A 21,299-nucleotide genomic window follows, 5' to 3' on the forward strand; every position below is an offset into this window, starting at 1 on the left:
TACCACCATCCGGAAGAAGTGACACCCTGAACAATACCGGCGTGACCGACCTCAGACCACCATGGCCCGCATCGAGACCTATCGAGAGAAATACCGCGTCGACTTCGAGCGCCTCAACCGCGACTGGATCGAGACCTTCTTCGTGCTGGAAGATGCCGACCGGGAGATCTTCCGCGATCCGGAGGCCGCAGTCATCGCGCCCGGCGGGCAGATCTTTTTCGTGATCGATGCGGACGGGGTCCAGGGGACCTGCGCGGTGCTGCCCCACGAGCCGGGGATCTTCGAGATCGCCAAGATGGCCGTCTCGCCCGGGGCGCGAGGCCGGGGCTACGGAGACCTGCTGATGGAGGCATCGGTGGAGTTCGCCCGCCGGGCGGGCGCCCGACGCGTGGTGATCGTCTCGAACACGGTGCTCGGCCCGGCCATCCGGCTGTATCAGAGGCACGGATTCGTCCAGGTGCCGCTGGAGCAGCACGAGCGATTCGCCCGGGCCAACATCCGGCTCGAGCGGGAGCTCCCCGCGAGCTAGCTGGTCCCGCCCGCGGCGGCAGCGACGGCCGGCTGCTCGCCGGTGGTGCTCTCCACCGAATCGATGCGGATCACGATGGCCGTGATATTGTCCAATCCGCCCCGCCGGTTGGCCTCGGTGATCATCCGGTCCACCCAGTGCTGCGGCCCGCCGTCACCGGTGAGGATCCGGTTGAGCTGCTCATCCTCCAGCATGCCGGTCAGCCCGTCGGAGGCGAGCAGGATGATGTCGCCGGCCTCCAGATTCCCGAAATAGATGTCGGGCACCACGTCCATGCTGGCCCCGACGCAGCGGGTGATGACGTTGCTGTACGGGTGCACCCGCGCCTGATCCGGCGTCAGCAGTCCGGCATCCACCTGCTCCTGGACGTAAGAGTGATCCTTGGTGAGCTGGCTCAGCTCGGAGCGCCGGAGGAGATAGGCCCGGCTGTCCCCCACCTGGCCGATCAGGTAGCGCTGGGGCATGAGCACCAGGACGGTGGCCGTCGTGCCCATGCCCCGCTTGTCCTGCTCCGACAGGGTGCGCTCGAAGATCGCGTCGTTGGCCGAGCGGATCGCGGCGCGGACCCGCTCACTCGCGTCCTCGTCGGAGAGTCCCCGGATCGAGCCGATCTGGTGCGACGTGATGCGCACGGCCATCTCGCTTGCCACCTCGCCCGCCGCATGGCCCCCCATGCCGTCGGCCACAATGAAGATCCCGCGCTCCGCGAGCATGAGATAATTGTCTTCGTTGCCCGAACGGACGATGCCAACATCGGTGCGAGCGGCACAAGTGAAGTGCACGGGGACCTATGGTCTAGCGCAGAAGGAAGTAGGCCAGGGCCGCACCCAGGAGCACCAGCACTACCAGCAACCAGATAGGCGGACCCTCGGGACGGGGCACCGAGGCGCGAATCGGCCGCCGCTGGCGGGCGGTGCTTGGGGCTGGGGCCGCACCCGGCTCGGACTCCGACCCCGGCTCGGCCTGGTCGGCACGCGAGGCCCCGGGCGGCGTGGCTCCGGTGAGGTCCATCGCCTCGACCAGCCTGGTACCGGCGGTGCGGCGGGCGGGGACCTGGTCGTCCAGCGGCTCGAAGAGCGCCGACACGTCGCCGAAGCGCAGGGTGGCACCGGGACTGAGCGCCACCTCGCCCTCCACCGGCTCACCTTCCACGTAGGTGCCGTTGGTGGACGCGCTGTCCGTGAGGATCCAGATGTTCTCCCGCCGCTGCAGCTTGGCGTGGCTGGTGCTGACGCTGGGATCGGGCAGCACGACGTCGTTGAACTCCGCGCGGCCGATGTTGATCAGCGGCACCTTGATGGGCAGCCGCTGACCCTTGAGCTCGCCGCTCCGGACCAGCAGCGACGCCAGCGGGGCCACCCTCGGGGCGGTGGGCGTGGCCACGCTCGCCACGCCGGACACCGGCAGACCATGCAGCGTGTCCGAGAGCCGGGCGCCGGCGCCGGTCGGCGGCCCGACCGGATTGGTGGTCATCGGGGTACTGCGCGGAGGACGGGGCTGCGGAGGAGGAGCGGCATCGGCGTAGAAGCGGAATTCGTCGTGCCCGATGCGAATGACGTCGGCCCGGGCGAGGAGGTATCGCCGACCCACCCGCTCGCCGTTCACATAGGTGCCGTTCACGCTGAGATCCATCAGCACGTAGCCCTCGGCCGTCGTCTGGATCTCCGCGTGACGGCGGGAGACATCGGTGCCCGTCACCACGACGTCCGCACCCGCGTCGCGCCCGAACACCAGCGTCTCGCCGGTCAGCGTGTACTCCCGCCCGTCGGTGAGGCAGACCAGCCTGCCACCGGCCCGGCCCCCGACGGCGGCCGGCTTGGCGGGTCGCGGCGGGGGAACAAGATCGGTAAAGGCACCGGAGTCGAACAATTGGGTATGGCCGGTACGCCGAGAATCGACCGCCAGGATCTCGTGGCCGCCGATCTCGATCTTGTCGCCGTGGAGCACGGGGGTGGGATCGACACCCAGGCGGACCCCGTTGATGATCAGCTCGGCGTCGGGCGATGCTGCCCGGATCGCCGCGGCGCCCTGAGCAGTGCCCTGGAGGATGGCATGGCGCGGCCGCACTCCCTCACCAGGAAGCACGATGCCGCAGTCTGTGGCGGATCCTATGAAGGTCTCACCGGCGGCAACTGGGATGCGGCGGCCGCCGATCTCGAGGTGCATCATCGATCGAATCCTGGGAGTTGATCAGGCGCCGACAAAGCTATCCCGCGCTCCGTAACCACGCAAGCAAAATACTCTTACGCAATCTTCCGGGCCTCCTGCCCACGCAGTTGAAGCTGATACAGGCGATCATAGAGGCCACCCAGCGCCAGCAGCTCCCGATGGCTGCCGCGCTCCCGGATCTCCCCATGGTGGAGCACCAGGATCTCGTCCGCGTGGAGGATCGTGCTCAGCCGGTGCGCCACCACGATGCTGGTGCGGCCGGCCATGAGCTCGGCGATGGCCCGCTGGATCTGAGCTTCGGCCTCGGCATCGACCGAGCTGGTGGCCTCGTCGAGCACCAGGATGCGGGGGTCGAGCGCCAGCGCCCGGGCGAAGCTCAGGAGCTGCCGCTCGCCGACGCTCAGGCTCCTGCCCCGCTCACCCAGCTCGTGCGCGTAGCCCGCCGGGAGTCGCTCGATGAACCGGTCCGCGCCGACCCGGCGCGCGGCCTGCCTCGCCGCCTCGGGGGTGATCGGCGCATCCAGCGTCAGGTTATGCAGGATGTCGCCGGTAAAGAGAAAGAGATCCTGCTGCACGAAGCCGATGACCGACCGCAGCTCGGCGGTCGAGAGCTCCCGGATGTCCACCCCGTCCACCGTGATCCGCCCCCGCTCCGGGTCGTAGAAGCGGAGCAGCAGGTTCACGATCGTGGTCTTGCCGGCCCCGGTGGCGCCGACCAGGGCGATGGTCCGTCCCGGCGCGGCCGTGAACGAGATATCCCGCAGGACCCATGGCCCCGTCGGGCTGTAGCGGAACCAGACCTCCTCGAAGCGGACCAGCCCGCGCACCGGCCTGGACAGGACCGCGGGCGCCACCGGCTCCTGCACCGTCACCGGCTCGTCCAGCAGAGAGAAGACCCGCTCCGAGGACGCCATGGCACTTTGCAGCAGGTTGAACTTCTCCGACAGATCCTGGAGCGGCTGGAAGAACCGCCGGGTGTACTGGATGAACGCGGCGAGCACACCGACCGTGAGGGTCCCGTGCAGCGTCCGGAGGCCGCCGTACCAGAGCAGCAGCGCCATCGCCACGGCGGTGAGCACCTCGACCACGGGAAAGAAGATGGCGTACACCGTGATTGAGCGGAGGTGGGCGTCGAGGTGCTCGCGGTTCAGCCGGCCGAACCGCCGGGCCGACGCCTCCTCCCTGCCGAAGAGCTGCACGATCCGCATCCCCGAGAGCTGCTCCTGCAGGTAGGCGTTGAGCCGGGCCAGTCGGGTGCGGATGTCGCGGAACGCCTGCCGGATCCGGCGGCGGAAGATCCGGGCGGTGAGCCAGACCAGCGGAATGACCGCGAACGTCACCAGCGCGAGCCGGAGGTCGATCGCCAACATCATCCCCATGATCGCGATCAGGGTGAACACGTCCCCGAAGATGGTGACCACGCCGGAGGAAAAGAGCTCGTTGAGCGTCTCCACGTCCGAGGTGACCCGGGTCATCAACCGGCCCACCGGGTTTCGGTCGAAGTAGGTGATGCTGAGGCGCTGAAGATGCCCGAAGATCTGCATCCGGAGGTCGTACATGATCCGCTGCCCGACGTACGTGGTCAGCAGCGTCCCGCCGTACTCCACCAGGAATTCGAGCAGCAGCGTCCCGAGGTACAGGGCCGCCAGCAGGCTCAGGAGGCCGGCATCCTGCCGGGGGATCGCGACGTCCAGCGCCCGCTCGGTGAGCCGGGGTCCGATCAGCGCCAGTCCCGACTGCGAGAGCAGCAGCAGCAGCGCCCCGGCACCCAGTCGCCGGTAGGGACGCAGGTAGCCCAGCAGCCGGCGCAGCAACGCCGCGTCGTAACTCTTGGCCCCCTCTTCCGTCTCGTCCAGCATCTGGCTCATACGGCTAGCCCACCGGTTCGGCCAGCACCGCCCGGTCGATGCCCTTGAGCCCTTTGCGGACCCAGCTGGAGAAGACCAGGAACCCGAAGCCCAGGGTGATGTAAGTGAGAATGAGCCGCCAGAGCAGGATGTAGATCGGGGTGAGCCCCCGGGGCACGTAGGACGACATCACCGCCGCCGAGAGCACCTCGCCGATACCGGAGGCGCCCGGGGTGGGCGCGAAGTAGAGCAGAAACATGACCAGCGTCTGCAGCAGCAGAATGTCGACGAAGTTGGCGTGCAGCCCGAGGGCGCGGAGCGCCACGTACCCGGCGAGCAGCTTGTTGGCGTGCGAGGGACCGCTCAGGATCGTGGCCCAGAAGAGCGCCAGCCAGCCAGCCGGGCTGTTGAAGGCCACCACGCTCTCGTGCGCCTGATCGATGCCCTCCCTGAGCCGCTCGAGCCGGCCCGCGAACCTGGCATTCCGCCGCCCCACCGACTCGGCCAGACGGTGAATCAGGTCGCGCACCAGCTTGGGAAAGAACATCACCAAAGCCATCAGCACGCCGATTCCGCCGACGATCGTCAGGCTGCCGCGGAACAGATCGTAGAGCGAGAGTCCGAGAACGTTGCCCCGCTGGCCCAGCGACTGTCCCGCGCCGAACAGCAGCGCCAGCGGCCCCGCGATGGCAAAGAACAGGATGGTGGCGACGAAGCTCATGAAGGTCGAGGTCACCGCCACCGGCAGCGGCAGCCCGTAGCGCCGCATGGTGTACATCGTCATCGGCCCGGCGCCAGAGTTGAGGGGGGTGATGTACCCCGCCCAGGCGCCCATCCCACCCGCCAGAATCATCCCCTTGAGCGATGGATTCGGGTAAACATGCCGGGCCACCACCCAGTTCCTGAGTCCGCCGCCGATCCAATCCATCGACGCCAGCCCGACACCGGCGAGGAGCCAGATCCAGTGGAGCCGGCCCACCCCCGCCAGAAAGGCGGAGAAGTCGTTGCCGTACAGCAGCGTGATCCCAAACCCCACGAGCGAGGCCAGGACCGAGAACTCGAAGCCGCGAACCAGGAACTTGGGGGTGAGCAATCGAGGCATGAACGGGAAAAGATAGTCGCCCGCTGCGAGGCTGCCTTCCCGAAACTATCCCGAACGCGGGACCCCCGCTATCCTTCTGACTGCGATGTCCCAGTCCGTGATCCGCATCGTCAACGCCCGGCAGCACAATCTCCGGGGAATCAGCGCCGAGCTCCCGCACCGCGCGCTCACCGTGATCACCGGCCCGTCCGGGTCGGGGAAGAGCACCCTCGCGTTCGACACCATCTACGCCGAGGGGCAGCGGCGCTACATCGAATCGCTCTCCACCTACGCCAAGCAGTTTCTGGAGCGGATGCCCAAGCCGCTGGTGGATCGGCTGGAGGGGCTGGCGCCGGCAGTGGCCATCGAGCAGCGGAACCCCACCGTCTCCAGCCGCTCCACCGTGGGCACGGCCACCGAGGTGTACGACTATCTGCGCCTGCTCTGGGCCCGGATTGGCCGCAGCTACTGCCGAGCGTGCGGTGCCCCGGTGCGCCGCGACACTCCGCAGTCGGCCGCGGACGACGTGCTGGCCGCAGTGACCGGCCCGGTGCAGATCAGCTTTCCGCTGCCGCCCGTGGCGCGGCTGGCCCACGAGGCGGTGGTCGAGAACCTGCGCGCGCTCGGCTTCGTCCGGGTGCTGGCAGATGGCAACCCGTATCGCCTCGACGAGCTGCCGGCCGGACTCGACCTCACCCGGGTGCGAGAGCTCCTGGTGGTGGTCGACCGGCTCACCGCCGGTCCGGCCGCGGCCGGCCGGCTGGCGGAGGCGGTGGCGACCGCCTTTCAGGAGGGTGATGGCATCGCGCTGGCGTTGGCCGATGGCCGCCGTCTCAGGTTCACCCGCTTCCCCGCCTGCAGCACCTGCGATACACCGGCGGCCGCCGTCACTCCCGCGCTCTTCTCTTTCAACAATCCGCGTGGCGCGTGCTCTCACTGCAACGGGTTCGGGGCGGTCCTGGAGTACGACGAATCGCTCATCGTTCCTGATCCCGCTCGAAGCCTGGCCGACGGTGCGATCGACCCCTGGACCAAGCCTCGGTACGAGACCCGGCGCCGGATGCTGCTCGATTTTGCCCGGAGCCTCGGTGCCGATCCGGCCAGGCCCTGGCACAAGCTCAAGGCCGCGCATCGGCGGGACCTGCTCTACGGCCGTCAGGGGCGCTACGTTGGAATCTTTCCCTTTCTCAAGGACCTCGAAGAGAAGCGCTACAAGCAGTACATCCGGGTCTTTCTGCGACAGTATCAGCTCGCCAAGACTTGCGAGGCCTGTGGTGGCACCCGGCTCAATCCCGATGCCCTGGCCGTGCGGATCGGCGATGAGACGGTGGCCTCGGTGGCCGCGCGGTCCATCGAGGGCATTCAGGCCTGGCTGGAGGCGCTCACGCTCACACCGTTCGAGCGCGAGGTGGCCCAGCTCGTGCTGGACCAGCTGGCCGCCCGCCTCGGCTTCCTCTGCGACGTGGGACTCAGCTATCTGACGCTCGATCGTCAGACCCGTACCCTCTCCGGCGGCGAGGCCCAGCGCATCTCGCTGGGCAACGCGCTCGGATCTCACCTGGTCGATACGCTCTACGTGCTCGACGAGCCATCCATCGGCCTCCACCCGCGCGACACCGACCGGCTGCTCGGCCTGCTGCGCCGGCTGCGCGACGCGGGGAATACCGTGCTGGTGGTGGAGCACGATCTGGCCGCCATCCGCCAGGCCGACTTCATGCTCGAGCTCGGGCCCGGCGCGGGCGAGCGGGGCGGACGTGTGGTCCATGCCGGTTCGGTCGCCGGTGCCCGGAACACGTTGACCGGCCAGTATCTCACGGGCGAGAAACGGATCGCAGTGCCGAGTCTCAGGCGGCCGGCCGGTCCCCAGTGGCTTCGGGTACGGGGGGCGAGATTGCACAACCTGAAGGGGGTGGATGTCGACATTCCCCTGGGGACGCTCACCGCGATCACCGGCGTATCCGGCTCGGGGAAGAGCACGCTGGTCCACGATATCATCTACCGACACCTGGAGGCCCGGCTCCACGGCGGCCACTCGGCCAAGAGCCACCTGGGCGAGGCAGTGGGAGAGGTCGAGTCCCTGACCGGGGCCGAGCTGCTGGACGACGTGCTGCTGATCGATCAGTCGCCCATCGGGCGGTCGCCCAGGTCCAACCCGATCACCTACATCAAGGCGTTCGACGAGATCCGCGAGCTGTTCGCGGCCCAACCACTTGCTCGACAGCGCAAGTACACCGCCGCGACGTTCTCCTTCAACCTGCCCGGCGGCCGCTGCGATGCCTGCGAAGGCGCGGGCCACGTGCAGGTCGAGATGGTCTTCCTGGCCGACGTATTCGTGCCCTGCGAAGTCTGCGGCGGCACGCGCTACCGGCGAGATGTCCTCGACGTGCGCATCCATGGCCACTCGATTCACGACGTGTTACAGTGGACGGTGGAGGAAGCCATCGCCCGCTTCCGGCACCAGACCAAGCTCGGGGCGGCGCTCTGGCAGCTTCAGCAAGTGGGACTGGGATACCTCCGGCTGGGGCAGCCCGCCACGACGCTCTCCGGAGGCGAGGCGCAGCGGCTCAAGATCGCGCGAGAGCTGGCCCACGCCACCAGACGGGACGGTCGGAAGGTCTACATCCTGGATGAGCCCACCACCGGATTGCATCTCGATGACGTGCGGGTGCTGATCCAGGTGCTCGACCGGCTGGTGGACGCCGGGCACACCGTCGTGGTCATCGAGCACCACCTGGACGTCATCAAGCGCGCCGACTGGGTGATCGACCTGGGTCCGGAGGCCGGCGACGCGGGCGGGTGGGTCGTGGCCCAGGGCACGCCCGAGGACGTGGCCACGGTGGGTGGGTCGCACACCGGCAACTACCTCCGGCCCCTGCTCGTGCCGCCGCCGGCGGCGGCCCTGGTTGGCTGAGCCTCCCGGATCAGAGCGTGGCGGCGCTCGCCCGAATGAGCTCCCACGCGGCGACCACATGCTCCCGAGTGGTCCCCCGTTGTCCAACGACCAGCCGGATCACGTAACGACCGCGCAGACGCGTATGAGTCAGATGGATCGTGCGCCCGGCGTTGATCCGGGCCAGCAGCTCCTGATTGAGCGCATCGATCTCCGACATCGTGCGCCCGGCCGGCCGGTAGCGAAAACACACTAGGCCGAGCGGCACGGGGGCCACCACTTCGAAGTCCGGCGCCGACGCGACCCAGCCGGCGAACTCCTGGGCCAGCGCCACGTGTCGCCGGATCATCGCCTGCAGCCCTGCCACTCCGTAGCTCCGGATCACGAACCAGAGCTTCAACGCCCTGAACCGGCGGCCCAGCTGAATCCCCCAGTCACGGTAGTTCACCACGCTGGAGTCGTGCGTGGTGCGCAGGTATTCGGGGGTCGCCTGGAAGGTCCCGAGCAGCGCGTCCGGATCTCGAACGAAGTAGGCCGTGCAGTCGAAGTTGGTGAGGAGCCACTTGTGCGGGTTGAAGACGAAGCTGTCGGCCTGGCCGACGCCCTGGAACATCCAGCGCAGCTCGGGCACAATGGCCGCGGCGCCCGCATAGGCGGCATCGACGTGCAGCCAGAGCCCGTGGCGCCGGCAGATCTCGGCGATGGCCGGCACCGGGTCGATCGCGGTCGACGAGGTGGTACCGATCGACGCGACGACACACGCCGGCACGCGGCCGGCGGAGCGGTCCTCGAGGATCGCCTGCTCCAGCGCCTCCGGGCGAAGCGCGAACGCCTCGTCGGTCGGAATGTGGCGCAGCTGGTCGAGCCCGTAGCCCGCGAGCTTCACCGCCTTGTCGATGGAGGAGTGTGCCTCCGCCGACGCGTAGACCGTGAGCGAAGACCCTGACCGGGCCAGGCCCAGACCGCCGGCACGTCCATCCGTCGCGCGCTCTCGCGCGGTCAGCAGCGCCACCAGCGTCGCCGTAGACGCCGTATCCTGGATGACGCCGGTGAAGTCTGCCGGCAGTGCCAGCATCTGCCGCAGCCAGTCCATGACCACCTGCTCCAGCTCGGTGGCCGCGGGCGACGTCGCCCAGGACATGCACTGTGCGCCCATCGCGGCTGTGAGCATCTCGCCCAGAATCGATGGCGGACTGTTGTTGCCAGGGAAGTAGGCGAACCAGCCGGGATGGTTCCAATGCGTCATCCCGGGAACCACGACCCGCCGGAAGTCCTCGATCAAGGCCTCGAACGGCTCGCCTGACTCTGGAGGGCTCGTGGGAAGCTGGCTCTTGATATCACCGGGCAGGACCGCCGGGGTGACCGGCAGGGTGCCGACATCGCGCAGATAATCGGCCATCCAATCGACCAGGACATGGGCCTGGCGGCGAAATTCGTCGGGGTGCATGCCCCAAAGCGAACGTCCGCCGGCACGCGCGTCAAGCAGGGGATCAGCGCCCTCTGGACCAGTGGCAACAGGCCAGCGAGCACCCGTGCTTTGCACTGGCCTCAGGAGATCTGGGGTTAGCTTTGCACCTGGTCTCCAGGGCCCGCTCCGGCACCCAGAGGCGGCAGCGTTCTCCGTTCACTTCCATCCGGGCGGCCGGTCGAAAGGAAGCGCGTGCAGCTCTCCGAGCGTCGCTCCGGCCTGGGCCTGGCCTGGATGGTTCTGGCGCAGCTCTTCTTCGCGCTGATGAACGTCTGCACCCGCCTCGGCTCGGCCCATCTCCCCTGGTCGGAGATCGCCGCCGCCCGCTTCGTGATCGGCGCGCTCATCGCGCTCGCGCTGGCCCGGGCGCAAAGACACTCGTTGCGGGTGACCGATCGTGCGGGCACCTGGAGACGCAGCATCTTCGGCACCCTGGCCGCGATCGGAGCATTCTTCGCGCTCGGATCCAACCGCATCGGCGTAGGGGACGCGGCGACGCTGGGTGCGACCGCGCCGATCTTCGTCGCCCTCCTCTCCGGCTCGCTCCTCGGTGAACGAGTGGGCCGACACGTGGCCCTCGCGGTGGCGCTCGCGTTCGCCGGGATCATCGCGGTGGTACGGCCCTCGTTCGAGATCGCGGCCCCGGTGGCCGGCGTGGCCACGGTGGGCGCGTTCTTCTACGCGCTCGCGATGATCTGGCTCCGCAAGATCGGACCCGGCGAGAGCCATGAGGCGGTCGTCCTGCATTTCTCGCTGGTGGGCCTCGCCGCCATGCTGGTGCTCTCGATTCCGGTGTGGCGCTGGCCGGATGCGCGGAGCGGGCTCTTCATGGTGGGCGCCGGGGTCGGGGGTGGTGGGGCTCAGCTCGCGATGACCCGGGCCTACTCGCTCGAGCGCGCCGCGCCGGTCACCGCACTCTCCAACCTCGGCATCGTCTTCACCCATCTGTTGGCCATCGTCGTCTTTGGCGCGCGGCCGGGGCCGTGGGAGATCGCCGGTGCTCTCCTGGTCATCGCCGCCACCGGCCTTCTCACCGCCGACCGGTGGTCGAGCTTCTGATTATCTTCGGTGGATGACCATGGTCGCGCCAAGGGTGCCGGGCCTCGATTACCATCCGGAGGTCGCCTGCCGGCATCTTTCCGACGCGGACCCCCGGCTCGGCGAGTTGATCCTGCGCGCCGGACCGTTCCGGCTGGAGCCGGAGCCCACCCAGAGTCTGTTCGCCGCGCTGCTGGAGTCGATCGTCTACCAGCAGCTCTCCGGCAAGGCGGCCGCCACGATTCTGGGACGGGTCTGCGCACTCCACCATCCGCGCCGGTTTCCCCGTCCCGCTGACATTCTGGCCACGGCTCCGGAGCGGCTGCGGGCCGCCGGGCTCTCCAACGCCAAGACCCTCGCCGTCAAGGACCTCGCGGCGAAGACGGTGGACGGCACCGTGCCCAGCATGGTGCGGGTGCGGCGGATGTCGGACGACGAGATCATCGAGCGGCTCACCACCGTGCGCGGGGTGGGCCGGTGGACCGTGGAGATGCTGCTGCTGTTCCGCTTGGGTCGGCCCGATGTGCTGCCGGTCGGCGACCTCGGGGTCCGCAAGGGCTTCGTCCGGACCTTCGGCCGCCGCGCGCTGAAGGATCCGGCCGTCATGGTCAGACGGGCCGAGCGCTGGCGCCCCTATCGCAGCGTGGCGAGCTGGTACATGTGGCGGGCGCTGGAGTTGTAGCAGGCAACCATCGGAGGGACCGATGACCGATATGGCGACCTTGCTGGCCGACTACGAGCCGGACCTGGCCACGGTGGAGCTGGTGTGCGAGCGCCTGGGTGAGCTCGGGCATCAGATCGGCCCGGACACCGCGCGGGCGCTGGTGCGCGCGGTGGTTCAGCAGGAGGCGCTGCGGGTGGACGCCCGGATGCGGGACGCGATCGACACCTCGCTGCAAACCATCAAGGTGGCGGCCCAGGCCGCCATCGGCGTGCTCGCGGCCACCACGCCGGTCGAGCGGCCGGCGGCCAGGCCGCCGGAGCGCCAGGCGCTCCCGGAGAAGCCCCGTGCCGCCCAGGTGCCACCTGCCCCGTCCCTCTCCAACAGCGGGCGCCGATCCGGCGCCAAACGAAAGCCGCCCCCCGAGCCACCAGAGGACCCGAGCGACGGCGAGCGGCGCCCGGTGTTCCGGCGGCCGCGGGGACGCTGAATCTTCAGAACTCGCGCTTCTTCATTTCCTTGAACAGCCGGCGCGTCTCGCTGTCTTCCTCGGCGGCCCGCTGGCGCAGGGTGGGATCGAACTGGACCGCTCGATCGGCCTTGGGCTGCACCACCTTCTCCGCGTTCTTCTTGGCGAGCGCGGCAATGCGCTGATCCTCACGCTTGGACATCACACCTCCACTGACATGTGGGCGGGCGGGGCTCCCTGCGCCTGAAACATAGTGGCCAGGGGGTGTGTTCCTCTACCCCGTCAGGACCCGTTTCCGGATTCAACGGGACTGGACACCAGGATGATTGGTTGGCAGTATACGTGTCTCGCAGAAACGTGCTCACAGAATTGGGTTGTCCCAAGATTGGTGTTGGATTGATGGTCTACGTTCCACAGCAGTTGAACCCGCCTGGTTCTTCCCTTCTCGTAGTCGCGTGGAAGGCCATACGGGTGCGGCTCGCCTTCTTCGTTCTCCTCGTCATCGCCTCGGGTGCGTGCGGCGGTGGCGGATCTCCCGATCCGCTCGTTGGCGTACCCGGAGCGCAGGATTCCACCCCGCCGCCGACCACACCCGATACCGCGGCCGGCGACACCACCGACTCCGTGCCAGGGCCTGACTCACTCGTGCCGCCGACGGATTCCACGCCGAATCCTCCGGTCTCCCACGAGGGCCTTCCGTTCGGGCCGGCCCAGCTTCCGGCGGAGCGTTTTGCCGACTTCAGCGGCACGGTCTACACGGCAACCGACCCGGCCAAGTTGATTCGCGATCTGGACGGGGCCAGGCGGACCGGTGCCCGGCTGTTCATCAGCTTTGCCGGCAGCGAGGAGTTCAATCGCGACGAGAACGGATTCAGCATTGCCAAATGGGAGCAGCGGGTCGACCGGTTCCGCGGACTCGATCTCACAGCCTACATCGCCGAAGGGACCATCATAGGTCATTTCATCCTGGACGAGCCCCAGGATCCGACCAACTGGAACGGCCATCGCGTCTCACCCGCGCAGATCGAAGAGATCGCGGCGTACAGCAAGCAGATCTGGCCCACGATGCCCACCGTCGTTCGCGCCTTTCCCGACTATCTGGCGGGCTCCCAGTACCCCCACCTGGATGCCATCCGGATCCAGTACCTCGACCGCTTCGCTCCCCTCGACAGCTTCATCGAGGCCCAAGTAGAGGGTGCCAAGGCGCTCGGCCTCGGACTGGTCGGCGGCCTGAACGTGCTCAATGGCGGATCCAAGGACAGTGGGATTCCGGGCCGCCGGGTGGGGAAGAACGCCATGAGTGCGGATGAGATCAGGTCCTGGGGCGGCCGGTTCCTCTCAGAGCCGTATTTGTGTGGATTCCTGATGTATCAGTACGACGAGACCTACTTTTCGCGGCCTGATATCCAGGGCGCTCTGTCCGAACTGGCTCAACAGGCCCGAGGCCTCCCGCAGAAGTCCTGTCGACGGTGAGTGGTGGTGCTGGAGGCGGAGCCCACGAGGGCCCATAACTGCGGTTATGGGCCCTCGATTCAAAGGCGGTAGGCTCTGGTCTTGGGAAACTCCCGAGGAGGGACTCGAACCCCCGACCCGGTGATTAACAGTCACCTGCTCTACCAACTGAGCTACTCGGGAAGGCGCGGCTGCCTCGCGCGGGTGCAATCTGGTCGGCCCACCCATCTCGGTCAAGCGGCCACGGGGCCTGGCTCAGCGGCTCAGTTGAGACTGCCTGACGGCCTCCGCCGGTCAGCCGCTAGTTGGACCACCTCCGTCGCCAACCGGGTCAGCCAGTGATATTCCTGCCAGATGCGCGGGCGGGCGTGGTGATTCCGATCGCGACCTCCCGCTCGGTTCAGGAGTATCGGCGGCCTGGGCGGGCGGGTGCAGACTAGAAACCCCATACTCAGCGATCCGACAGTACAGCGGCAGTGGGGCGCCCCGGCTGGTTGAGCCAAGGTCCGGCAAGCAGCCAGCGCTGATTTCGGTGCGAGCACTCGCTTTCACTGCCTAGCCAAAATGCCGCTAGCCCTAGGCATACCACGAGTTTGACCAAAGTATAGCTAACCCTTTGTGGAAAAATGTGTTACTTGCAACATACTAGCCTTTTCCCATTCGATCCTTAGCTTCCGTCCATGCCGCTGCCCCCCCTCACCGGGCACTTGGAGACCCGTCGCCGCCTCGCCCACGCAGTCCGGACAGACCGGCTGCCCCAGGTGCTGCTGGTGACGGGCCCGGCAGGGGTCGGCAAGCAAAGAATTGCACTCTGGCTGGCTCAATTGGTGCTCTGCGACCGGCCGGACAACGAACCGTGCGGCCAATGCAGACCCTGCAGGCTGGTGATGGGTCTGGCCCATGCCGATCTGCACTGGTTCGTGCCGATTCCCCGCCCCAAGGCGGCGGATCCAGCGAAACAGGTCGAAGAAGCCGCCGAGGCACTCGCGGCGGTAATGGAGGAGCGGCGCGCAAAGCCACTCTATGCCCTGCCAGACGGCATGGCCGGACACCCCATCGCCGTCGTCCGGCTGCTCCAGCAACGCGCCGGGCTCACCTCCGTCGAGGGAGGCCGCCGGGTGTTCATCATCGGTGAGGCGGACCGGCTGGTGCCTCAAGAGTCGAGTCAGGAGGCGGCCAACGCGCTGCTCAAGCTGCTGGAGGAGCCGCCGCCCCGAAGCCTGTTCGTGCTGACGACGGTCGATGCCCGGCGCCTCTTGCCGACCATGCGGTCGCGGGCTGTGCCGGTGAGGCTCAAGCGGCTGTCGGATGCGGATGTAGCGGAGTTTCTCCGGCGGGAGATCGAGCCCGCCCTTTCGGTCAAGGAGTTGGAAGAACGAGTAGCCCTGGGGACTGGATCGATAGGCCAGGCCCTGAGCGCCGGCGAGGACGCGGCCAAGGCCTACGCCGCCGCGAATCAGCTGCTGCAGGCCATCGCGGATGGGCCCGGCCCGGTGCTCGAGCGCGCGCTCAAGCAGGCCCCCTGGTCTGCGCGAGGCGAGTTCACCGCCATGCTCGATGCTCTGGCCGACACCCTGAGCGAGGCGGCGCGGGCCTCGCTTGGCCAGACTACCCGGAGGCCGGTGCCTCCTGCGCTCCGGCGCCAGGGAAATCCGGCGCCGTTCCTCAGGGCGCTGGAGCGCGTGGCCGAAGCGCGGGAGGCGGCGTGGGGAAACGTGAACCCGCAGATCCTCCTGGCGGTTCTGGGTCAGGGCCTGTCGGAGGATCTGTGAAGCTGAGCCACCTGGATGAAAGCGGCCGAGCCCGCATGGTGGATGTGGGCGGCAAGCCTGAGAGCGCTCGCACCGCGCTGGCCGAAGGGCTGGTCCGCATGTCGCGCGAGGCCTTCGAGCTGCTCGCCAGCCACGGGGTTGCCAAAGGTGACGTGCTGGCGGTAGCCGAAGTGGCAGGTGTGATGGGGGCCAAGCGCACCGGGGAGCTGATCCCGCTCTGCCACCCCCTGGGGCTGGAGCTGGTGACGGTGGAGGCAAGGCTGGAACCGGAGCTGCCGGGCGTGCGGATCACGGCCCGGACCAAGGTGACGGGGCGCACAGGAGTGGAGATGGAGGCGCTCACCGCGGTGAGCGTGGCATGTCTCACAGTTTATGACATGATGAAGGCAGTCGATCGGGAGATCACTATCGATCAGGTGAAGCTGCTCAGCAAAACCGGGGGAACCCGGGGAGATTGGCGCCGGTCCGACGGTTGACGTCGAGGACGCGGCTTTCCAATAGCGAGGAGGTTGGCCATGAAGCGACCGACCGACAAGTACGGCGAGCTGCGCGGAGGAACGGCCCAACGGCTGCTGGTTCGGGGCGGGCTACTGCTGACGACGGCGGTGGTCATCGGGACGCTGGCGGGCTGGACCAAGCGAGTCCGCGCGACCGACGAGGTTGCCGTCCCCAACGCGCGTCTGGTGGCTCGGGAGATGGGGAGTCTGGGTGACCAGCTCGACGCCACCCGGGGTGAGATGGCGCTCATCAGACTCCAGCTGGATCGCGCCAATGCCATCATGGAGAGCTCGGCCCACTATCAGATCCCGGCCGATCTCGCGGCCGCCATCTACGACATCGCCCTGAGCGAGGGGATCGACCCGGCGCTCGGGTTTCAGCTGGTCAAGATCGAGAGCAGCTTCAGGCAGAACGCCCAGAGCTCGGCCGGCGCCATCGGGTACACCCAGGTGCAGCTCGCCACGGCGCGCTTCTACGATCGGGGCGTTACGGCCAAGGAGCTGTTCGAGCGCGACGTGAACCTGCGGATCGGCTTCCGCTTCCTCAACGATCTGCTGGGCAAGTTCAACCGCGATACCCAGACCGCGCTGCTGGCGTATAACCGCGGTCCGGCCAAAGTGTCCGAGATCCTGGCCCAGGGCGGCGATCCCGCCAACGGCTACGCGGACGCCGTGCTCGAGGGATATCGCCCACCAGCTGAGCAGCGCTGAGCCGCCACTAACCCGGGACCTTGAGTGAGGCGGCTGCCGACTTGAGCGCCGGCGGAGCCACCCTCAGCCGCTGGCCGGCGCGGATCCGGCCCGCGGCGTCGAGCTGGTTCCACTCGCGGAGCTTCCGCTGGGTCACTCCGTACTCCTCCGCCAGACCAATGAGTGTCTCGCCCCGGCGCACCCGATGGAAGCCACTGGGGCTGGCCCCCGCGGGCACCACCGGATCCGCGATGCGCCGCGCCACTCGCCCGGAGACGGCGCCGCCGGTCGGGACGATCACCCGCTGACCCACTCGGAGCCGCTTTCGAAGCCGCGGGTTCGCCTCGGTGAGCAGCCGCAGGCTGACGCGGTATCGCTGCGCGATCCCACCCAGCGTCTCTCCCCGACTGACCGTGTGTTCCACGAAGGTCACCCGGCGCTCGACCGGCAACGCGGCGTACGCCACCTCGGTGGCCGGACCCCGGCCTGAAGGAATCCGCACCACGGCAGCCACGCCGGGCGGCGTCGCCAGCCGGAGATACTGCGGGTTGAGCTCTCGAATGGCCGCGACGGTGGTATCGGCCAATCGCGCGATGACGTCGAGCCCGGTCATCCCCGGCACCACGATGGAGTCGTACGCGGCGAGCTCGGCCGGCGCGACCTCGAAGCCATAGCGCGCCGGCTCCTTGGCGATCAACGCCGCGGCGATGAGCTTGGGCACGTAGTCCTTGGTCTCCCGACGAAGCAGCTTGGTGTCGTACAGCCGGAAGAAGGTCGCATCGGAGTTGACCGAGTCCGCGTCGTCCTCCGGCAGCCGAACCAGGCTGCGGGATACCTTGCCCGAGCCTGCGTTGTACGCGGCGGCGGCGAGATACAGCGAGCCGAAGCGGCGGTTGAGATCGTTGAGGTGCCGAACCGCGGCATCGGTGGAGCGGTAGGGGTCTCGCCGCTCGTCGACCCAGGAGTCGACCCGCAGCCCGTAGAGCTTGGCGGTGCCCTTCATGAACTGCCACATCCCCACCGCGTGCGACCGACTGGTGGCGGTGTTGGAGAAACCGCTCTCGATCAGGGCGAGATAGACCAGGTCGCCGGGCAGCCCCACCCGCTGGAACCGCTCGCGAATCATTGGCTCGTACCGCGGCATCCGGCTGAGCCAGATGCCGAATCGCTCGCGCGCCTTGCGGCGAAACAGATCCAGGTAGTACTGCACCCGGTCGTGATTGTTGTAGGTGGCGACGTCGATGTCCCAGGAGACCGCCGGCTCGAGTTCGGCCGAGGAGTCCGCCGCCTCGCCGGCCGGGCTCGCGTCGTCCAGCGCTTCCAGCACCGCTTCGTCTGCCGCCGAGTCGGCCGCCAGCCGCACTTCGGCTGCGAGCTCGGCGGCAGGCACCAGGGTGTCGAGCGCGGGGGCGGGCGGAAGCGCGTCGAGCTCGAGGGCGGACGCTGGTGGCGGCGGGATGACGGCCGATTCCGGCGAGGTGGCGGAGGGGGCCGGCTTAGGCTCGGGCTGGATCGCCGGCGCGCGGCGGGGACCGGCGCAGGCGGCACCGAGCAGCAGCAGGAGAGCGACGGCGATCGGGGCTCGCGGCATGCGGCGCACTCCTGTCCCGGCGGCGCTTTCGGGTGGGGTTCGGTGGTGCAACGACATGCGTCACCAGGCCGTCCGCAAAGCGCGGGACCCCGAGGCGAACTGAGGCAAGATTCGGCCTGCAGGGGCCGTCAGCGCATGAACAGCCGGTTGCCCAGAATTCGATTGGTTGCGTTGAGAACGGCCAACGCGGCGCCGCGCGCCGCGTCACTCTCGGTCAGGTACGATCCCACGACCCGGGTCCCGCTCCCTTCACCGTGCGCGGCCAGCGAGACGATCACCACGGTGGCATCGAAGGCGCGGACGGCCTTCACGCCCAGCAGCTCGAACCCGAGCCCGCCCTGCACCGCCTGCTCCAGCGCGGTCACGCAGGCCTGGGCGGCGCAACGCAGCTCGCCTGCCTGTGAGCCCAGACCTTCGCTCTCACCGGTGAACTGCTCCGAGTCTTTCCAGGTGAGGCCGACCCGCGCCCGGCATCGGCCGTTGGGAAGCCGGTCGAGAATGAACTCGGCGAACCGCAGCCGTTCGCTGAGCGGGTTCGGGGGGGCCATGGCGGTCCTTATGAAGGACGGGGGCACGGGGAACGGCAGGGGCCCGAGGGGGCAAAGCCCATGCCATCCAGGGTCACTACTGGAGGTGCTCGGCGAGGATGGCGGCGAGCATGTCCTCCGAGAGCTTCTCAGCCTGGGCGAACAGCGTGGCCTTGGAGGTCGAGGTCAGCGGAGACGCGGCCCACAGCGGCCCCTGTGCCTGATCCACCGGGCGGAACGAGAACACCAGGGTCCACTGGGGCGAGTTGCCCCGACGCTCCGCGAGGATCGAGACGTTCCAGCGCCGGTCGTCGTGCTCGACGACTCTCCAAACCATGTGTGCTCCACCGTGCAATAGCGAAGTCGGCCAATATGGAAGGCCTCGGCGAATCAGGTCAAGAGTCCTTCGGCGCGGGCCGCCTCGGCGGTGTCCACGTCGCGCAGCTCGGGAAGCTCCTGCCACCGCGCACCGGCGCGCTTCAGCCGCGCGCGGGTTTCGCTGAGGACCCGGTCGGTGCCCCACGGCATGTCGCTGAAGAGTCCGGGCAGCGGCGTCGTTCCGCCGATAAGGTAATATCCGCCGTCGGTGGCGGGGCCCAGGACGACCGAGCCCCGCCGGATGATGCCGACCGCCTCCTGGAGAAGCTCGCCGGTGAGGCGGGGACAGTCGACCCCGATTGCGATCCATGGCCGGCCTCGCGCTACCGCCTGCTCCGCCGCGAAGAGCCGGGCGCCGAGATCGCCCGAGGCTTGCGGGCGGAGATCCCAGGCTGCCCCGAGCCAGAAGCGCACCTCTGCGGCCGCCTCGGACGGCGTGAACCATACTGTCACCTCCAGGCTCGCCTCGCCGACACTGGCCAGCGTCCGGGCCACCATCACGCGATAGAGGCGGAGTGCCTGTCGAGCGCCGATCTCGGATGCGAGCCGGGTCTTGACCGTGCCCATCCGCGGCGCCTTGAGCAACACCGCCAGTGCCGCGCTCATTGCGGCCGCGGTTCCGGCAGATACCAGCGCGCCAGGCGCTCGGGCTCGACGCCGGCGAGGAACAGGGCGAGCAGCGCCCAGTTGCGCAGCGTGGCGCGCACCCGCCCCTCCCGGCGCCACCGCCGCGGGTCGGCCAGGATAGGCCGCTGAAAGTGCCGGACCACCGCAAGCCGGCCGATCCGCCGGATCAGTGCGGCGTCCTCCATGATGCGGGTGTCGGGGTAGCCACCGGCGGCATCGTACAGGCTGCGGGTGACCAGAAGTCCCTGATCTCCATACGCCAGGCCGAACAGCCGCCAGCGTAGCGCGGCGCCCCGCTCCACCCAGCGAAACCAGCTCCCGTCCCCGTCGATTGCGAGCGGCCAGGACGCGGCACGGAACGGCGGCAGCCCGAGTGCTGGCTGGCTCAGGGCCGCCTCCGCCTCGGAGAGCGCGGCGGCGGAGAGGCGGACATCGGCATGAAGCACCAGCAGCCATTCACCCCGCGAGGCCGCCACGCCGGCCCGGAGCTGGCGGCCGCGGCCCGGTGGGGAGCACACCACGGTGCACCCGCGGGCGGCGGCCAGCTCCGCGGTGCCATCCGAGGAGCCGCCGTCCGCCACGATGATCTCATGCGGAACGGTGAGCGAGGTGAGATCCTGCAGGAGCCGCGGCAGCCGCGGCGCTTCGTCGAGCGCAGGGATGACGATCGACAGGAGCGTGGTCAGCTCCGGACGAGCGCCTGGAAACGGGCGCGAAGATCGCGCGTGACCGGACCCGACTTGCCGGCGCCGATGAGCCGGCCGTCGACCTGGCGAATCGCCACCACCTCGGCGGCGGTGCCGGTGAAGAACGCCTCGTCGGCGGTGTAGACGTCGTAGCGGTTGAGGATCGTCTCCTGCACGTCGTAGCCGGCCTGGACGGCGAGCTCGATGACCACGTCGCGGGTGACGCCTTTGAGAATGCCGGCGAACGCGGCCGGCGTCCGGATCTTCCCCTGCTTCACCACGAAGAGGTTCTGGCCCGAGCCTTCGGCCACGCTGCCGCTGCTGTCGAGCATGAGCACTTCGTCCGCCCCGGCCTGGGTGCCCTCGATCTTGGCGAGAATGTGGGCCAGATAGTTGAGCGACTTGACCCGGGGCGAGAGCGACTCGCGCTGGGGAATGGGCGTGCCGGCGGTGACCACCTTGAGCCCGGTCTCGTAGACCTCCTCGGGCCAGAGCTTGATGGTGTCGACGATGATGATGACCGACGGCCGGGGGCACTTCCTCGGGTCGAGGCCGAGATCGCCCGCGCCGCGGGTGACGATGGGCCGGATATAGCCCTCGCGGATGCCCGAGCGGCGCACCGCCTCCTCGGTCAAGGCGGCGAACTCATCCTTGGGGATCGGGACGGTGAGCCAGATGGCGTGGGCCGAGTCGTAGAGCCGGTCGAGGTGCTCCTTGAGCCGGAAGATCTTGCCACCGTAGATCCGGATGCCCTCGAACACGCCGTCTCCGTAGAGCAGGCCGTGATCGTAGACCGACACCGTGGCGGTGTCGCGTTCGTGCCACTCGCCGTCGAGCCAGATGGTGGGCACACCCGCGCCCTGGGCGGCCGACTGCTTGGAAGAAGAAAGGCTGGTCGTCATAGGGAAAATGTACATGCGCCGGCGG

Annotated in this window: 21 protein-coding genes and 1 tRNA gene; 9 read left to right on the forward strand and 13 right to left on the reverse strand. The window is 68.5% G+C overall.

The features are described from left to right. Positions 1 to 61: 61 nt before the first annotated feature. On the forward strand, positions 62 to 529 hold the full coding sequence (locus VHR41_02285) for a GNAT family N-acetyltransferase (protein ID HEX3232997.1): 468 nt from the start codon (positions 62 to 64) through the stop codon (positions 527 to 529). Here the strand turns inward: VHR41_02285 and VHR41_02290 are convergent. The 4 genes from VHR41_02290 to VHR41_02305 form a co-directional block, all read right to left on the reverse strand. Continuing rightward, positions 526 to 1,311 (reverse strand): Stp1/IreP family PP2C-type Ser/Thr phosphatase, encoded by a 786-nt coding sequence (locus VHR41_02290; protein HEX3232998.1) that lies wholly within the window; start codon positions 1,309 to 1,311, stop codon positions 526 to 528. The two genes, VHR41_02285 and VHR41_02290, sit on opposite strands and share 4 nt — an antisense overlap. Before the next feature lie 13 nt (positions 1,312 to 1,324). Further along, the gene (locus VHR41_02295) at positions 1,325 to 2,698 is read right to left on the reverse strand and encodes an FHA domain-containing protein (protein ID HEX3232999.1); all 1,374 of its coding nucleotides are present in this window, start codon (positions 2,696 to 2,698) and stop codon (positions 1,325 to 1,327) included. A gap of 74 nt (positions 2,699 to 2,772) precedes the next feature. Beyond that, positions 2,773 to 4,566 carry an ABC transporter ATP-binding protein gene (locus VHR41_02300; protein ID HEX3233000.1) on the reverse strand — a complete coding sequence of 598 codons (1,794 nt, stop codon included), beginning with the start codon at positions 4,564 to 4,566 and terminating at the stop codon, positions 2,773 to 2,775. Between the two features lie 4 nt (positions 4,567 to 4,570). After that, positions 4,571 to 5,647, reverse strand: coding sequence for a lysylphosphatidylglycerol synthase transmembrane domain-containing protein (locus VHR41_02305; protein ID HEX3233001.1), 1,077 nt, complete (start codon positions 5,645 to 5,647; stop codon positions 4,571 to 4,573). Between the two features lie 97 nt (positions 5,648 to 5,744). On the opposite strand from VHR41_02305, the gene uvrA reads away from it, so the two are divergent. After that, the gene (gene uvrA, locus VHR41_02310; protein HEX3233002.1) at positions 5,745 to 8,537 is read left to right on the forward strand and encodes an excinuclease ABC subunit UvrA; all 2,793 of its coding nucleotides are present in this window, start codon (positions 5,745 to 5,747) and stop codon (positions 8,535 to 8,537) included. 10 nt (positions 8,538 to 8,547) lie between these two features. Here uvrA and VHR41_02315 read toward each other — a convergent pair whose 3' ends face one another. Next, the gene (locus tag VHR41_02315) at positions 8,548 to 9,963 is read right to left on the reverse strand and encodes a pyridoxal-dependent decarboxylase (protein ID HEX3233003.1); all 1,416 of its coding nucleotides are present in this window, start codon (positions 9,961 to 9,963) and stop codon (positions 8,548 to 8,550) included. A gap of 213 nt (positions 9,964 to 10,176) precedes the next feature. Between VHR41_02315 and VHR41_02320 the strand changes: the two genes are divergently transcribed. Genes VHR41_02320 through VHR41_02330 form a run of 3 tightly spaced genes read left to right on the forward strand, consistent with a single transcriptional unit; the run spans position 10,177 to position 12,173 of the window. Continuing rightward, positions 10,177 to 11,043 (forward strand): DMT family transporter, encoded by an 867-nt coding sequence (locus tag VHR41_02320; GenBank protein ID HEX3233004.1) that lies wholly within the window; start codon positions 10,177 to 10,179, stop codon positions 11,041 to 11,043. A gap of 19 nt (positions 11,044 to 11,062) precedes the next feature. After that, positions 11,063 to 11,704 carry a DNA-3-methyladenine glycosylase gene (locus VHR41_02325; protein ID HEX3233005.1) on the forward strand — a complete coding sequence of 214 codons (642 nt, stop codon included), beginning with the start codon at positions 11,063 to 11,065 and terminating at the stop codon, positions 11,702 to 11,704. Positions 11,705 to 11,726: 22 nt separating this feature from the next. Continuing rightward, on the forward strand, positions 11,727 to 12,173 hold the full coding sequence (locus VHR41_02330; protein HEX3233006.1) for a hypothetical protein: 447 nt from the start codon (positions 11,727 to 11,729) through the stop codon (positions 12,171 to 12,173). A 4-nt stretch (positions 12,174 to 12,177) separates the two neighbouring features. Here VHR41_02330 and VHR41_02335 read toward each other — a convergent pair whose 3' ends face one another. Beyond that, positions 12,178 to 12,354 (reverse strand): hypothetical protein, encoded by a 177-nt coding sequence (locus VHR41_02335; protein ID HEX3233007.1) that lies wholly within the window; start codon positions 12,352 to 12,354, stop codon positions 12,178 to 12,180. Between the two features lie 269 nt (positions 12,355 to 12,623). Here VHR41_02335 and VHR41_02340 point away from each other — a divergent pair, with 269 nt between their 5' ends. Beyond that, on the forward strand, positions 12,624 to 13,625 hold the full coding sequence (locus tag VHR41_02340) for a hypothetical protein (protein ID HEX3233008.1): 1,002 nt from the start codon (positions 12,624 to 12,626) through the stop codon (positions 13,623 to 13,625). 89 nt (positions 13,626 to 13,714) lie between these two features. On the opposite strand, the gene VHR41_02345 is transcribed toward VHR41_02340, so the two are convergent. Next, a tRNA-Asn gene (locus tag VHR41_02345) sits at positions 13,715 to 13,787 on the reverse strand. Positions 13,788 to 14,284: 497 nt separating this feature from the next. Here VHR41_02345 and VHR41_02350 point away from each other — a divergent pair. The 3 genes from VHR41_02350 to VHR41_02360 are packed head-to-tail and all read left to right on the forward strand — an operon-like array spanning position 14,285 to position 16,584. After that, positions 14,285 to 15,376, forward strand: a complete 1,092-nt coding sequence (locus VHR41_02350) for a hypothetical protein (protein ID HEX3233009.1) — start codon at positions 14,285 to 14,287, stop codon at positions 15,374 to 15,376. Then, the gene (moaC, locus tag VHR41_02355; GenBank protein ID HEX3233010.1) at positions 15,373 to 15,852 is read left to right on the forward strand and encodes a cyclic pyranopterin monophosphate synthase MoaC; all 480 of its coding nucleotides are present in this window, start codon (positions 15,373 to 15,375) and stop codon (positions 15,850 to 15,852) included. Before VHR41_02350 ends, moaC begins: the two co-directional genes overlap by 4 nt. Before the next feature lie 39 nt (positions 15,853 to 15,891). Continuing rightward, a complete protein-coding gene (locus VHR41_02360; GenBank protein ID HEX3233011.1) occupies positions 15,892 to 16,584 on the forward strand; it encodes a transglycosylase SLT domain-containing protein in 693 nt (230 codons plus the stop codon). 7 nt (positions 16,585 to 16,591) lie between these two features. Here the strand turns inward: VHR41_02360 and VHR41_02365 are convergent, their stop codons facing one another. The 6 genes from VHR41_02365 to ilvE form a co-directional block, all read right to left on the reverse strand. After that, positions 16,592 to 18,154, reverse strand: a complete 1,563-nt coding sequence (locus VHR41_02365; GenBank protein HEX3233012.1) for a transglycosylase SLT domain-containing protein — start codon at positions 18,152 to 18,154, stop codon at positions 16,592 to 16,594. 128 nt (positions 18,155 to 18,282) lie between these two features. After that, positions 18,283 to 18,702 carry a hypothetical protein gene (locus VHR41_02370; protein ID HEX3233013.1) on the reverse strand — a complete coding sequence of 140 codons (420 nt, stop codon included), beginning with the start codon at positions 18,700 to 18,702 and terminating at the stop codon, positions 18,283 to 18,285. 76 nt (positions 18,703 to 18,778) lie between these two features. Beyond that, positions 18,779 to 19,018, reverse strand: coding sequence for a hypothetical protein (locus VHR41_02375; protein ID HEX3233014.1), 240 nt, complete (start codon positions 19,016 to 19,018; stop codon positions 18,779 to 18,781). A gap of 53 nt (positions 19,019 to 19,071) precedes the next feature. Next, on the reverse strand, positions 19,072 to 19,665 hold the full coding sequence (locus VHR41_02380) for a TIGR04282 family arsenosugar biosynthesis glycosyltransferase (protein HEX3233015.1): 594 nt from the start codon (positions 19,663 to 19,665) through the stop codon (positions 19,072 to 19,074). Beyond that, complete coding sequence (locus tag VHR41_02385) at positions 19,662 to 20,372, reverse strand: TIGR04283 family arsenosugar biosynthesis glycosyltransferase (GenBank protein HEX3233016.1); 711 nt, start codon at positions 20,370 to 20,372, stop codon at positions 19,662 to 19,664. The genes VHR41_02380 and VHR41_02385 overlap by 4 nt, the downstream gene beginning before the upstream one ends. Continuing rightward, a complete protein-coding gene (ilvE, locus tag VHR41_02390; GenBank protein HEX3233017.1) occupies positions 20,369 to 21,289 on the reverse strand; it encodes a branched-chain-amino-acid transaminase in 921 nt (306 codons plus the stop codon). The genes VHR41_02385 and ilvE overlap by 4 nt, the downstream gene beginning before the upstream one ends. Positions 21,290 to 21,299 lie beyond the last annotated feature (10 nt).

It is taken from the genome of Gemmatimonadales bacterium, assembly GCA_036265815.1.
Taxonomy (GTDB): Bacteria; Gemmatimonadota; Gemmatimonadetes; order Gemmatimonadales; family GWC2-71-9; genus CAVVWJ01.